Here is a 13,527-nt window from a genome sequence, read left to right as displayed (position 1 = left end):
CTGCCGGAGAGATCCGGCAGGGCCCTCACTCGTTTTGTGCGTGACCACTCGGCTGTGAAGCGGCCGGGGGCCCGCCCGCGACGGTCCAGTGCCTGCCCGCCGTCGCGGATGCCTGTGGGCACCACGACACCGGTGATACGCCGGAGGGGCGCAGGCCGCGGCCCACGCCCCTCCGAAGTTCCGGAAGACGTCAGTTGACGGTGAAGAAGTAGTCAGCCGGAGCGGTCTGGGCCCCGTCCTTGGTGGTGCCGTAGACCTCCAGGGCGTACCAGCCGCTGTCGGTCGGGGTCCAGGAGATCTGCGCCTCGCCGCGGGCGCCGGCCTTCACCGTGGTGGCCTCGCCCCAGTTGATGGAGTACGTGTAGCTGACCGCGCCCTTGATCTTCGGGGTGAAGGTGAAGGTGCCGGGCACGCCCGCGCCGCCGCCGGAGCCGTTCTCGGGGTAGACGTCCGAGGTCACGGTCGGGGCGGTGTCTGCGCCGTCGGTGCTCCACCACTGCTGCTGGCTCACCCAGCCGTTGGCGCTGGTGGAGGTGACGAGCAGCACGTCGCCGTACGGGTCGTCCAGCGTGAGGTTCAGTTCGGCGATGCCGCTCGCGGACGCCTTGACGGTGGTCTGCGACTGGCTCTTCCCGAGGTGCCGAACGGTGTAGCTGACCACCCGGCTCACCGCCTGGAGACCTGGGTCGGGGGTGAGCTTGAAGGTGGCCTGCTTGCCGTACTGCGGCGAGTTGGAGACCTTGGTGACCGTCGGAGCGTCCGGCTTGACCGAGATGTAGTAGGTCGTGGGCTGGGACATGTTGAACGCCCGGTCCATGCTGGCCACCCGCAGGACCAGGTACCCGCTGTTGTAGGGCGGCATCACGCTCACCGTGGCCGAGCCGCCGAGGGAGTCCGCCCGGGCGAAGTAGTTGGGGCTGGTCTCGTACGGGTCGTGGTACTCCGGGATGCCGTGCTCCCCGATCGACGCGCCCCCGGGGACCGGGAACGTGCCGATCCAGGTGAACGCGTAGCCGGCGACGTCGCTCACACCGTTGGCGCCGAACGTGAGCTTGATCGGGGCGCCGCCCTGGTTCGCCCGTCCCTGCGGGTAGTTCGGCGAGCTGACGGTCGGCTCCGCGTTCGGGAAGGTGTCGTCGGTCGCCACGTAGCACGGCGCCGTCCACTCGGAGGCGGCGCCGGTGTCCGCGTCCACGCTCCGTGCCTGCCAGGCGTAGGTCTCGCCGTCGAGCAGCGGGGCGTTGTAGCCGCCAAGGGTGGCCGTCGCCTCGTTGCCCACGTAGGCGTACCCCCGATCGGCGGTGACGACCTTCGACGGGTCGGAGAGCGGCCAGGCCCGGAACTGCTCGGTGACCCACCGGACGCCGGGATCGCTGTGGCCCGGGATGCCCTCCACGGTGACGCCGGCGCGCCCTGCCACGTACACGGGCTCGGCCTGGTCGGTGGAGCACGCCCGCAACTCGTTGTACAGGTCGGTCGGCGTCGTCGGTGCGCCGCCGACCGCGTGCGCGGGGGCGGCGACGGAGAGCAGCGCGAGGCCGGCCGCGGCGAGCGAGGCGAAGGCCGCACGGGTGCGTGCGGCCCGGGTTCTGTTCACGTGGTGCCCTTCCCTCGGGAGTCCGCGCCGACGGCGTTCCGGTCGAACGACGCTCGGCGGGCGCGGGGAATGCTAGTGCACGCCTACGAACAACTGCTCGGGTTATCCGCATCGCAGGTGGCGGGGGTGGCGCCGGGGCATGAGGGGCTGCCGGACGACGGCATGACGACCTGTCGGCGGCCGGCCACCCGACGGATGCTCGGCCGGGTGTTCCGTGGCGTTCAGGCGGGCGCCGCCGGTGGTACACGGCGGCCCGCTATTCCTGAGCTGCCCGGGGGCCAGTCGAGAGCAGCAGGAGACTCCGTGAACCGACGTTCCGTTCGACTCATCGCCGTCCTCGGGGCCGCCGGTGCCCTCACGCTGGGCAGCCTGGCTCCCGGCTGGGCGGCGGACCGGCACCGGGCGCCCGCGCGGCACGTGCTGCTGGTCTCGGTGGACGGCCTGCACCAGTCGGACCTGGCCTGGTACGTCGCCCGGCACCCGCAGTCGGCGCTGGCGCGCCTGGTCGGCGGCGGCGTCGAGTACACCGCGGCCCGGACGACGACGCCGTCCGACTCGTTCCCCGGCATGGTCGCCCAGGTGACCGGCGGCGGCCCGGGCACCACCGGCGTGTACTACGACGACAGCTACGACGCCGCGCTGCTCCCGGCGGGCACCACCGCATGCGCGGGCGTCCGCCCGGGTGCGGAGGTCGACCTCACCGAGGACCTGGACCGCGACCCGGCCGCGCTGGACGCCGGCCAGGGCCTGGCCGGTCTGCCGGGCAGCATCCTGTCGATGACCGGCCGCCCGGGCAGCCTGCTCGACGCGACCAAGCTGCCGGTCGACCCGCGCACCTGCCGCCCGGTCCAGCCGCACTCCTACCTGCGGGTCAACACGGTGTTCGAGGTGGCCCGCGACGCGGGCCTGCGCACGGCCTGGTCGGACAAGCACGCCGCGTACGAGATCCTCGACGGCCCGTCCGGCGACGGCATCCAGGACCTGTTCGCCCCGGAGATCAACTCGGTGGCGACCGACTACCCCGGCGGCAAGGACTGGACGAAGAACAACCAGGCCACCGAGGAGTACGACCACTACAAGGTGCAGGCCGTGCTCAACGAGATCGACGGCTACGACCATGCCCGGGCCCACCGGGTCGGGACGCCCGCGGTGTTCGGCCTCAACCTCCAGTCGGTGTCGACCGCGCAGAAGCTCCCCGCCTCGAACGGGCTGACCGGCGGTTACACCGCGGACCGGACCCCGGGCCCGCTGGTGGCCAAGAACCTGGACTTCGTCGACGGCGAGATCGGCGCGCTGACCGCCGAGCTCCGCCGGCTGCACCTGGACGGCAGCACCACCGTCATCCTCTCCGCCAAGCACGGCCAGTCGCCGACCGACCCGGCCGCGCTGACCCGGATCGACGACGCGCCGCTGCTGGCCGGGCTCAACGCGGCCTGGAAGCAGCTCCACCCGCAGGCCGGCGACCTGGTGGCGCACTCCGTCGACGACGACGCGATGCTGCTCTGGCTGAACGACCGCTCCGCGGCGGCCACCGCGTTCGCCCGGAACTACCTGCTCGCGCAGAGCGGCAGCGGCACGGACATCGCCGGCAGGCCGAAGGCGTTCTCCCGCAGCGGCCTGGCCGAGGTCTACGCGGGCCGGGCGGCCGCCGAGTACTTCGGCGCCCGGCCGGGCGACTCCCGGGTCCCGGACCTCTACGGCGTGACCCGGCCCGGTGTCGTGTACACCGGCGGCACCAGCAAGATCGCCGAGCACGGCGGCGCGTCCGCGGACGACCTGGACGTCCCGCTGGTCGTCGCGGGCGCCGGCACCCCGAGCGGGGTCCGCTCCGCGGCCCCGGTGCAGACCAAGCAGATCGCGCCGACCATCCTGAGCCTGCTCGGGCTGGACCCGCGCGACCTGGAGGCCGTCCGAGCGGAGCACACCCGGGTCCTGCCGGTGCGCTGACCGCCCGACACCTACCAGGGCAGGGGCCGGCCGTCGCGGAAGAATCCGCCGGTGGGGCCGGAGTCGGGCAGCGTCGCCGCCCACACGACTCCGGCCGCGCCGTCCGCGACGGGCCGGCCGCCCGGGCCGCCCATGTCCGTGGCGACCCAGCCCGGGCAGACCGCGTTGACCAGGACGCCGTCCGGACGCAGTTCGTCGGCGAGTTTGCGGGTCAGCGCATTGAGCGCCGCCTTGGAGATCCCGTAGGCGGGCGTCCCGCCGCCCATCCCGGCGAGCGAGCCGGCCTCGCTGGAGACGTTGACCAGCCGGGGGTGCCGGGAGCGGCGCAGCAGCGGCAGGAACGCCTCGGCGGTGAGCCAGGCGCCGAACAGGTTGGTCTCCAGGGTGCGGCGCACCTCGTCGAGGTCGGCGTCGGCGGCCCGGGCGCCGGTGTCGTAGTTGACGGCCGCGTTGTTGACCAGCACGTCGAGCCGGCCGAACTCGGCCTCGACGGTGCGGGCGAGGCGCTGGACGCCGTCCCGGTCCGTGATGTCGAGGCGGTGCGGCAGGGCGGTGCCGGGCATCGCCCCGGCGGCGCGGACGGCGTCCTCGGTGCGGCGGGCGCAGACCAGCACGGTGTGTCCGCGTGCGGCGAGCTGACGGGCCGTCTCCCGGCCGATGCCGCGGGCGGCACCGGTGACCAGGGCGACCGGCGCTGCGGGGGTGTCCATCGCGCGCTCCCGTGCTCGTGTCTCTCCTCCGGGCCGGCCGCGGAGTGCCGCGTCCGACGGCCCGTACGGTACCGCTCCCGGCGTCAGATGCGGAGGGCGTGCGCGCGGGCGGCGGCGGAGGCGAGCAGGCGGTGGACGTCGGCCTGGCGGGTGGTGGGGGCGTCGTTGTAGACGTCCGGTGAGCTGACCGTGATGCCTTCGGCGTGCAGGACCTCCATGACCTGGGTGCGGGCACGGCGGACGGTCTGCGGGGTGCCGTAGCCGTGTGCGAGGACGGCGGCCTGGGCGCCGAGCAGGCAGACCCGGCCGCGGCTGTCCCAGAGGGCGCCCTGAAGCCAGCCGAAGGCGGCGAGGTAGCGGGAGGTCAGCTGGAGGTGCCCCGCGACGGTGACGGCGACCGGGCGGGCCGGGCGGTGGGCGATCCGGTCCAGGACGGTGCGGTGCGGCAGCGGCTGGTCGGCGTTCCACGGCTGGACGACCTGCCCGAGCGGGCAGACGTAGGGGACGGGCCGGCGGGCGGCGGGCGGCAGTGAGGCGAGGTAGTCCTCGATTTCGGCGACCAGGGCGCAGCCGTCGGCGGTGACGGTCAGCGGCGGCGGCGGGCTCACCAGGAGGTTGGAGACGGGCATGGCGCTGTTCCTTTTGTCCGGGTCTGTCCAGCTTCATTGATAACCCGGAAGGACGCGCTCGGCGCGACGGGGCAGCTCGGCTCGCGCGTCGGCACCCGGCGGGACGGCACCCGGCGGCACGGCACGGGACGGGGCGGCACGGGACGGGGCGCGACGGGGGAGCGGGGCGCGGCGCTCGGCCGGGCCCTCGGCGACCGGGCCTCAGAGCAGGTCGGCGAGCTCCTGGCGGGACTCCACGCCGAGCTTGGGGTACGCCTTGTAGAGGTGGTGGCCGACCGTACGGGGGCTCAGGAAGAGCTGGGCGGCGATGTCCCGGTTGCTCAGGCCGCGGGCGGCCAGCCGGACGATCTGCAGCTCCTGCGGGGTGAGCGCGGCGAGCGGTCCGGCCGCCGGCTCCTCGACCGTCCCACCGCCGGCCGCCGCGAGCTCCGTCCGGGCCCGCTCGGCCCACGGACGGGCGCCCAGCCGGTCGAACACCTCCAGCGCGGCCCTCAGCCGGATCCTGGCGTCGGCACGGCGGCGGGCCCGGCGCAGCCACTCCCCGTACAGCAGCGCCGTCCTGGCCTGCTCGAACGGGCGGTCGTCGGCGCGGTGCAGCTCCAGCGCCTCCCGGTAGTCGGCCTCGGCGAGCTCGTCCGGGCCGAGCAGTGCCCGGCAGCGCAGCAGCAGGGCCCGGGCCCAGGGCGTGCCGCCCGCCGCCACCCAGCGCTCGAAGCGGGCGTACGGTTCCTCGGCCCGATCCGGCGCACCCAGCCGGACGGCGGCCTCGACCAGGTCGGGGACGGCCCGGGTGCCCGCGACGGTGTGCCGGTGCGGGCCGGTGCAGAGCCCGGTCAGCCGGTCGAGTGCCTCGGCGGCCCGGCCGCGGCCCAGGTCGAGCAGGGCGAGCGCCCAGAGCGTCCAGCCCCGGCCGGGCGGCCGGGCCGGGCCCGGGGTGTCCAGGGCGTCGGCGGCCAGCGCGGTGCACGTCCCGTCCTCGCCGGCCAGCGCGGCCAGCAGGGCGAGGAGTGCGGTGAGCTGGCTGACCCACTGGCGCTGGGCGGTGTCCCGGGCGAGCGCCAGGCCCTCCGCCGCGGTCACCTCGGCGTCGCGGTGCCGCCCGTGGAACAGCTGCGCCTCGGCGTGGAAGAACAGCAGGGTGGGCAGCGGTCCGACGGCGCCGGCCCGGCGGGCCTCAGCGACCAGGTCGGCGGTGATCCGGTGGGTCTCCTCGTCGCGGCCGAGGATGAGGGTGCTGCCGCTCAGCTGGGCGAGGTCGCGCAGCACGTCGGCGCCGGCCCGGCGGGCCCGTTCGACGGCGTCGACGGCGTCGGGCAGCGGCCGGGCGGGCCGGCCGAGCAGCGGCAGGGTGCCGGCCAGCAGGTAGTCGGCGACCGGCGCCACCGGGTCGTCGGGGGCGATCGCGAGCGCCGCCAACCGGTCGATCACGACGGCGAGTTCGTCCTCGCCGAGGTACCACGCGGCGTGGAAGGCCTGGAACAGCATCCGGGCCGCGTGCGGGGCCTCGACCTTCGACGCCGCGGCGTCCAGCAGCAGCCGGTACGCGTCCGGGTAGTCGCCGCGCAGGAACGCCGCCGTGGCCAGGACGTGGTCGATCAGCGCCAGGGCGAACGGGTCCCCGGTCCGGCTCCTGGCCCGTTCGGCGAGTTCGGCGGCGCGGCCGGACTCCCCTGCGTCGGTGGCCGCCTCGGCGGCGAGGACGAGCCGGCGGGTGTGCCCGTCGCGGTCCGGGGTGAGCCGGGCCGCGCGCTCGTAGGCGGCCGCGGCCCCGGCGTGGCCGCCGCGGGCGCCGGCCCGGTCGGCGGCCCGCAGGCCGAGGTCCTTCCAGGCGCCGATCGGCGCGGGCTGCTGCCACTCGCCGACGCCGCTGGCGAACCACGGGTAGCGGGTGTCCAGGACGCGGCTCGGCGCCTGGGCGTGGAACATCGCCCCACCGGTGGCCGTGTAGTACCCGGCCAGGTCGGCGATGACCTGCACGGTGCCGTAGCCGCCGGCGGCGTACAGGGAGACCTTGCCGTCCTTGACCGGGACGGTCACCAGGTTCGGGATCGTCTGCCCGGCCGTCCAGTTGAGGTTGGAGGCGGTCGGCCGGTCGGCACCGTACGGGTAGACCGTCAGGAAGCCGTGGTCGGTCGGCGCGGTGACCGTGACATTGAGGGTCACGGCGGTGACCCCGGCGGGCAGGCCCGGGACGGCGAGGTCCAGGGTGCCGGTGGCCTTCAGCGGGGCCTTCGGCGCACCGATGCCCGCACGGGTGTCGAGCAGCCGGACGGGGCTCTTCGGCGTGTAGCCGCCGCCCTGGGTGGAGTAGTAGCCCAGCAGGTCGGCGACGACCTGCACGATGCCCTGGCTGCCGTTGTAGAAGGAGACCTTGCCGTCCTTGACCTGAACGGTCACCAGGTTCGGAATGGTCTTCCCCGCCGTCCAGTTGAGGCTGGAGGCGGTCGGCCGCGGCGCGCCGTGCGGGTGCACCGTCAGGTAGCCGGGAGCGGTCGGGTCGGTGACCGTGACGTTCAGGGTGACCGCGGTGATCCCGTCCGACGGGAGGCCGTTCAGCCCGGCGATCGGCAGGTCGACGGTGGCACCGGGGGCGACGGCCGCGGCCGGTGCGCCGATGCCCGATCGGGTGTCCAGCACCCGGTTCGGCGTGACGGCGGTGTACCGGGTGCCGAAGTCGACCAGTTCGCGGGCGCCGCGGTCGCGGCGGCCCGAACCGGTGCCGGTGTCGGTGACCCACGGGTCGTCGAACGCCGTCGTTCCGGACACGTCGGTCGGCTGCATGCCGGGGGCGTTCTCGTCGGCGGAGTCGATGACCGGCGAGTCGAGCGTGCCCGAGTCGCCGTCCCAGGGGAGTTCGACCTTGCCGATCACGTCGTGACCGCCCTGGCCGGAAGCGGCGACGAAGGCGGCGACGGTTGCATAGTCCGTGCCGGCCCAGTTGTAGGCGGGACTGCCGTCCTGGGAGTCGAAGGCGTTGTAGGCCGCCTTGGTGCCCGGCGCCGCCTGGGCGTCGACGCGCAGACCGGCGTACTTGGGGGCGTCGGAGCAGAGCGGGTTGGCGTGGTTCTGCGCATCCGCCGTGGAGAGGATGTTGTTCTCCAGGACCGTGCCCGTGGCCGCCCCCTTGATGGAGACGGCGTCGTTGCAGGAGCCGGAGAGGGTGTTGCCCACCACCACCGTGTCGATGGCGCCGTCCACCACCACGGGCACGGTGGACGAGCCGCTGGTGCGTACCTCGTTGGTGGAGACGACGGTGCCGCGGACGCCCGGCCCGACGGAGACCATCCCGCCGAGGCCCGAGACGCGGTTGCCGACCACCGAGACGTCCTCGGACGCGCCGGTCACCGCGACACCGGTGTAGCCGGGGATGGGGTCGCTGCTGATCACGTTGCCGGTCAGCGCGATGTCGGAGCCGTTGTCGATCGCCACCGTGGACGAACCGCCGGCGAGGGCGAAGTCCTTGATGCGGATGTGCTGGACACCGGAGAGCACGAGCGCGTGCTGACGGTTGTCGAAGTTCACGCCCAGGGTGGTGCCCTGGTCCCGGGCCGAGTTGTTCCCGCCCGTGCCCACGAAGGTGATCGGGGCGTCGGCCGTGCCGGAGCGGGTCAGGGTGACCTGCTCGGGGTACTTGCCCTGGGCGACGTGCACGGTCTGGCCCGGCTGCACGGACCTGGCTGCGGCCGAGACGGTGCAGTACGGCTGCGTTTGGGTGCCCTGCCCGGAGTCCGAGCAGTGGGCGCCCGAGGCGTTGTTGACGTAAAGGTCGGTGGCCGCCGCGTTCGCGGCGGAGGCGGCCGCCGGTATGCCGGCGGTACCGAGGATGACGGCGCCCGTCAGGACGCCGAGACGAGTTCTGATGATGCCCCCCATGGGCCTCGCGAAAAGAGCGGAACGGCCCGGAGCGCCCCCTGGGGCCGGCTCCGACGGGCCGCGTGCGGATCATTCCACATCGTCCCGGTACGGACCACAGTGATTTCCGTGACCGCAGGAACGGCTGCGCAAGGGGGGAACAAGCCTTCCCCGCACGGAGATCCGGACGAATTCCCGTCACCCTCGCAGAACGGGCGCGCCGGGGCGCGCGACCGGCGCATGCAGCGCACGCGCGTGGTTGTGCAGCACGGGCGGTCAGCGCACGCACCACCCGTGATCGGACGTGTCGGGCAACTGCACCCGGAACGGTGAATGCTGCGCCAACATGGGTAAATCCCCGACGCGACGCGAGAATCCGTGGTTCTCTGCTGCTGAGTTCTCCAGCCGGAATCCTTCCTTCCACGGCCGGCCGCGTCCCGGGCCGCCCAGCCCCGAACCGACCTCGGCAGGGCCGGACGCTGACGACGGGCGCGCTACGGAGTTCGAAACTCGGAGCCGAGCATGCTCACCACTCTGCAGACCTCCTACACGGACACCCGCTCCGGCGACCTCGCCTGGCGGCTGGGCGGCGATCCGCTGCCCGCGCTGGCCGTGCGGGATCTGAGTATCGACGGGCTGGACGGCCGTCCCGGCGGCCTGCCGGGCGCCACCCTGCAGTTGCGGCTGCTCGGCGCCTCGCACCAGGTGGTGCTGGCCGCCGGACCGGGCGACTGCCTGGAGACGGTGGCCTGCCTCCCCGGCCGGCAGATGCCGCTGCCGGCCCGGGTGGCGGAGCGGGTGGCCGGCTGGGAGTACGAGTTCGCGGCGCGGATCGAGGCACTGCCGCCGCACACCTTCGAGGCCCGCGCCCAGGAGCTGCTGGCGCTCGTCGATGAGCATCCGCGCGGCCTGGCCGGCATCTTCCCAGGCGATCCCTGCGCGTTCACCGCGCTGGTGGCGCAGTGCGAGGAGCGCCGGGTGGTCTGGCGCACCTGGCACGCGTACCCGCAGGAGGGGCGCCTGGTCTGCACCCGCTCCTCGCTGGTGCTGCACGGCACGCACGGTGACGGGCCGCCGGCATCCAGAGGCGGCGCATCTGCAGAACGGTGACTGTCCGTCAACTCCGCACGGGCCACTGTCCGCCGAACGGGTGCAGCCAAGCGCAGTCCCCGCCCACTAGCGTTCCTTCATGATCAATCGTTCTCCGGATCCGCCCACCCGGTCCGGGCTCGACGGCGCGAGCGACCGGCCGCGTGTCCGGGCCGCCTCCGCGTCCCCGGTCCGCGGTGCACCACCGCCGGGGGCACGGCGGCAGCTGGCCCGGCCGCTGGTGCTGCTGGCCGCCTTCGTCTGCGCCGCCTGCGGGCTGGTCTACGAGCTGGAGCTGGTCGCCGTCGGCGGCACCCTGCTCGGCGACTCGGTCGCGCAGACTTCCGTGGTGCTGTCGGTCATGGTCTTCGCCATGGGCGTCGGGTCGCTGCTCGCCAAGCGGCTGACCAGGCGCCCGGCGACCTCCTTCGCCCTCGTCGAGTGCGCGCTCGCGCTGACCGGCGGCCTGTCGGTGCTGGCGCTGTACTCCTGCTGGGCCTGGCTGGACCGCTACGGCGCCACCGCCGCCGGGCTGATCGGCACGACGTTCCTGATCGGCGTGCTGATCGGGGCGGAGATCCCGCTGCTGATGACGCTGATCCAGCGGGTCCGCCGGGAGCACGCCGGCCGCGCCGTTGCCGATCTGTCGGCCGCGGACTACGTGGGCGCGCTGGTCGGCGGCCTGGCCTTCCCGTTCCTCCTGCTGCCGGCCCTGGGCCCGGCCGCCGGGGCACTGCTCACCGGCGCGGTGAACGCGGCCGCCGGCGCCGCCGTGGTGCTCTGGCTGTTCCGCGAGGAGCAGCCGCGCCGGGTCCGGCTGCTGCTGTGGGCGGGCTGCGGGCTGGTGCTCGCGCTGCTCGCCGTCGCCGCAGCCTGCACCGGCGCGATCGAACGGGCGGCCCGCCAGGCGCTGTACGGGGCCCACGTCCGTTTCGCGGTGCAGAGCCGCCACCAGGAGATCGTGCTGGCCGGCGACGCCCCCGGCCGGGCGGGCCCGCCGCTGCAGCTGTTCCTGGACGGGCGGCCCGCGGTGTGCGGGCCGGACGAGTACCGCGACCACGAGGCGCTGGTGCACCCGGCCATGGCGGGCCGCAGCGCCCGGGTGCTGGTGCTCGGCGGCGGCGACGGCCTCGTCCTGCGGGAGGTCCTGCGGCACTCCTCCGTCCGCTCGGTGCTGGTCGTCGAGGCCGACCCGGCGCTGACCGAGCTGGCCCGCACCGATCCCGCGCTGGCCGCACTCGGCGGCGGGTCCTACCGGGACCGCCGGGTGCGGCTGGTGCACGCCGAGCCGCTGGCGTGGCTGCGCTCGCAGGCGCGCCGCGACGACGGGTACGACGTGGTGCTCTCCGACCTGCCGGCCCCGGGGCCCGGGTCGGACCGCACCGCGCACACCGAGGAGTTCCTGGGGCTGGCCGCCGGGCGGCTCGCCCCCGGGGGCCGGATCGCCGTACGCGGCGGCGCCCCGGCCGGGCCGCTCTGGGCGGTCGAGGCCGGCCTGCGCGCCGACGGCCTGCACACCGTCGCCTACCAGGGCAGCCGCCCCGCCGCACCGGCCTGCCCCGGCGAACCGGCCGACGCCGCGGCATTCCTGCTGGCCGGCCGGCGGGACCCGGCGCTGGCCCTGGCCGGCGACGCCCCGCCGCCGCGCTCGCTGACCGCTGACGGTCTGCGGGCCTCGGCCGCCCGTCTGGCGGCCCGGCGCCCGCCGCGACCGCCCTCGGCGTACCGGCTGCTCGGCTGAGGAACCCGCTTCCGGGTGCGCCGACCCTCCGCAGCGGGCCGCCGGGTCGGTAGGCTCGCCGGTATGGAGCATGAGGTTGTCGTCCCGCTGCCGGCCGCCGCCGTCCGGCAGACCCTCCAGGACCGCGAGCTGCTGGTCCGCTGCGTGCCCGGGCTGAGCACCGACGCGGCGTCCGGACAGGGCGCGGACGGGCAGACGGACGGACGGCTGAAGCTGCGAGTCGGCGGCGCCACCATCACCTACAAGGGGTCGCTGTCGCTGATCGAGGGCCGTGAGGGGGTGCTGACCGCGTTCGCCGAGGGCCAGGAGGCCCGCGGCTCCGGGGAGGCCACGGCCACCCTGCGGATCTCGGTGCGCGAGCACCCCCAGGGCAGCGCGCTCGCCTTCACCGGGGACCTGAGCGCCGACGGCCGCCTCGCGGAGTTCGACGCCGACGCGCTGGCCTCGGCCGGCAGACGGCTGCTGGACCGCTTCACCGCCGCCCTGGCCGTGGAGGCGGGCGCCCCCGTCGCCGCCGTCGCCGAGGCCGTGCCCGACGAGGAGGCGGAGCCCGCCGCCGCTGCTCCCGAGCCGGAGAGCGCTGCCGGCGTGGTGGCCGAGGCGGAGGAGGTCACCGATGCCGCCGCGGCGGAGGAGACCGCCGAGACACCAGTGACTGCCGAGGCGGAAGCGGTTGCCGAGGCCGACGTAGTGGCCGAGGCCGACACGGTGGCCGAGGTCGACACGGTGGCCGAGGTCGAAGCGGTTGCCGAGGTCGAGGAGGTTGCCGAGGCGACCGGGGCGGAGGCCCCGGAGGAGGTCACCGAGGCAGCGGCCGCAGCCGAGCCGGGGACCGAGGCCGGAGCGGAGTCCGAGGAGACCGAGGCAGAGAAGCAGCAGGCCGAGGAGGAGCAGGCGGAGGAGGACGAGGAGGGTGCCGAGGAAGGCCCCGACGCGACCGTCGTCTACCTGGAGGACCGCGCCGCCGACGATCTCGACGACGACCTGTCCGACCTGATCGCCTTCACCGACGACGAGCCGCTGCCCGGGCCGGAGCCGGAGAGCGCCGGGGCGTTCGACTACGAGCCGGAGCCCGCGCTGAGCGGCCCGGTGCGCCGGTCGATCGTCGGCCGTTCGGCGGAGGAGGTGGACCACGCGCCGCCGCACGGCCGGTACGCGCCGACGCCGCCGTCGCGCAGTGCCCGGGCCCGGGCGGCCAGCCGCTGGGGCGGTGCGGAGCCGAAGCTGCTCAGCGGCGGAGCCGGCGAGCGCAGTGCGATGCCGTGGGTGATCGGCGGCGGCGTGGCGCTGCTGGGCGGTGCGGTGGTGCTGGTCCGCGTCCTGCGCCGCCGCTAGCGGCAGGACGGTCGGCCCGTAGACTGGCTGCTCATGAGCACTGAGGACCGCGACGCCCTGCTGGCGCAGATCAAGGACAAGGCCGTCGTGCACGGCAAGGTCACCCTCTCCTCCGGTCGGGAGGCCGACTACTACGTCGACCTGCGCCGGATCACGCTGGACTCGGAGGCGGCGCCGCTGGTCGGCCGGGTGATGCTGGATGCCAGCGCCGAGCTGGAGTACGACGCCGTCGGCGGTCTGACCCTGGGCGCCGACCCGGTGGCCGCGGCCATGCTGCACGCCGCCGCCGCGCGCGGCCGCAAGCTGGACGCCTTCGTGGTCCGCAAGGCCGGCAAGGCGCACGGCCTGCAGCGCCGGATCGAGGGCCCCGACGTCAAGGGCCGCCGGGTGCTGGCCGTGGAGGACACCTCCACCACCGGCGGCTCCGTGCTCACCGCCGTCGAGGCGCTCCGCGAGGCGGGCGCCGAGGTGGTCGGCGTCGCGGTGATCGTGGAGCGCGGCGCGGCCCCGGCGATCGAGGAGGCCGGCCTGCCCTACGTCACCGCCTACACGCTGGACGACCTGGGCCTCTGAGGAACGTTCCCCCCGAACACGGCGACGGCCGGTGTGCAGCGCGCGGAGCGCGGC

Annotated in this window: 9 protein-coding genes; 5 read left to right on the top strand and 4 right to left on the bottom strand. The window is 74.9% G+C overall.

What is annotated here, in order from left to right; genetic code table 11:
* Positions 1 to 190 precede the first annotated feature (190 nt).
* Positions 191 to 1,597, bottom strand: coding sequence for a hypothetical protein (locus tag ACFV0G_RS21185; protein WP_380549885.1), 1,407 nt, complete (start codon positions 1,595 to 1,597; stop codon positions 191 to 193).
* A gap of 303 nt (positions 1,598 to 1,900) precedes the next feature.
* Between ACFV0G_RS21185 and ACFV0G_RS21180 the strand changes: the two genes are divergently transcribed.
* Entirely contained in the window at positions 1,901 to 3,544 is a 1,644-nt protein-coding gene (locus ACFV0G_RS21180) for an alkaline phosphatase family protein (protein WP_380549882.1), read from the top strand.
* Positions 3,545 to 3,555: 11 nt separating this feature from the next.
* Here ACFV0G_RS21180 and ACFV0G_RS21175 read toward each other — a convergent pair whose 3' ends face one another.
* From ACFV0G_RS21175 to ACFV0G_RS21165, 3 genes are all read right to left on the bottom strand, one after another.
* Complete coding sequence (locus ACFV0G_RS21175; RefSeq protein ID WP_380549879.1) at positions 3,556 to 4,254, bottom strand: SDR family oxidoreductase; 699 nt, start codon at positions 4,252 to 4,254, stop codon at positions 3,556 to 3,558.
* An 83-nt stretch (positions 4,255 to 4,337) separates the two neighbouring features.
* A complete protein-coding gene (locus ACFV0G_RS21170) occupies positions 4,338 to 4,883 on the bottom strand; it encodes a hypothetical protein (RefSeq protein ID WP_380549876.1) in 546 nt (181 codons plus the stop codon).
* A 201-nt stretch (positions 4,884 to 5,084) separates the two neighbouring features.
* Positions 5,085 to 8,756 carry a LuxR C-terminal-related transcriptional regulator gene (locus tag ACFV0G_RS21165; protein WP_380549873.1) on the bottom strand — a complete coding sequence of 1,224 codons (3,672 nt, stop codon included), beginning with the start codon at positions 8,754 to 8,756 and terminating at the stop codon, positions 5,085 to 5,087.
* Between the two features lie 501 nt (positions 8,757 to 9,257).
* Here ACFV0G_RS21165 and ACFV0G_RS21160 point away from each other — a divergent pair.
* The 4 genes from ACFV0G_RS21160 (at position 9,258) to pyrE (ending at position 13,473) form a co-directional block, all read left to right on the top strand.
* Positions 9,258 to 9,845, top strand: coding sequence for a DUF2617 family protein (locus ACFV0G_RS21160; protein WP_380549870.1), 588 nt, complete (start codon positions 9,258 to 9,260; stop codon positions 9,843 to 9,845).
* A 79-nt stretch (positions 9,846 to 9,924) separates the two neighbouring features.
* Positions 9,925 to 11,565 (top strand): spermidine synthase, encoded by a 1,641-nt coding sequence (locus tag ACFV0G_RS21155; protein WP_380549867.1) that lies wholly within the window; start codon positions 9,925 to 9,927, stop codon positions 11,563 to 11,565.
* Between the two features lie 63 nt (positions 11,566 to 11,628).
* Entirely contained in the window at positions 11,629 to 12,900 is a 1,272-nt protein-coding gene (locus ACFV0G_RS21150; RefSeq protein WP_380549864.1) for an SRPBCC domain-containing protein, read from the top strand.
* Between the two features lie 33 nt (positions 12,901 to 12,933).
* Positions 12,934 to 13,473 (top strand): orotate phosphoribosyltransferase, encoded by a 540-nt coding sequence (gene pyrE / locus ACFV0G_RS21145; protein ID WP_380549861.1) that lies wholly within the window; start codon positions 12,934 to 12,936, stop codon positions 13,471 to 13,473.
* The last annotated feature ends 54 nt before the right edge of the window (positions 13,474 to 13,527 follow it).

This window comes from Kitasatospora sp. NPDC059571 (genome assembly GCF_042735675.1).
Taxonomy (GTDB): Bacteria; Actinomycetota; Actinomycetes; order Streptomycetales; family Streptomycetaceae; genus Kitasatospora.
This window is presented reverse-complemented; position numbering and strand designations above follow the sequence as displayed.

Bases quoted from the DNA above. Each gene is read 5' to 3' on its own strand.
- ACFV0G_RS21175 (WP_380549879.1), bottom strand. From the start codon at position 4,254: ATGGACACCCCCGCAGCGCCGGTCGCCCTGGTCACCGGTGCCGCCCGC.
- ACFV0G_RS21170 (WP_380549876.1), bottom strand. From the start codon at position 4,883: ATGCCCGTCTCCAACCTCCTGGTGAGCCCGCCGCCGCCGCTGACCGTC.
- ACFV0G_RS21165 (WP_380549873.1), bottom strand. From the start codon at position 8,756: ATGGGGGGCATCATCAGAACTCGTCTCGGCGTCCTGACGGGCGCCGTC.
- ACFV0G_RS21160 (WP_380549870.1), top strand. From the start codon at position 9,258: ATGCTCACCACTCTGCAGACCTCCTACACGGACACCCGCTCCGGCGAC.
- ACFV0G_RS21155 (WP_380549867.1), top strand. From the start codon at position 9,925: ATGATCAATCGTTCTCCGGATCCGCCCACCCGGTCCGGGCTCGACGGC.
- ACFV0G_RS21150 (WP_380549864.1), top strand. From the start codon at position 11,629: ATGGAGCATGAGGTTGTCGTCCCGCTGCCGGCCGCCGCCGTCCGGCAG.
- pyrE (WP_380549861.1), top strand. From the start codon at position 12,934: ATGAGCACTGAGGACCGCGACGCCCTGCTGGCGCAGATCAAGGACAAG.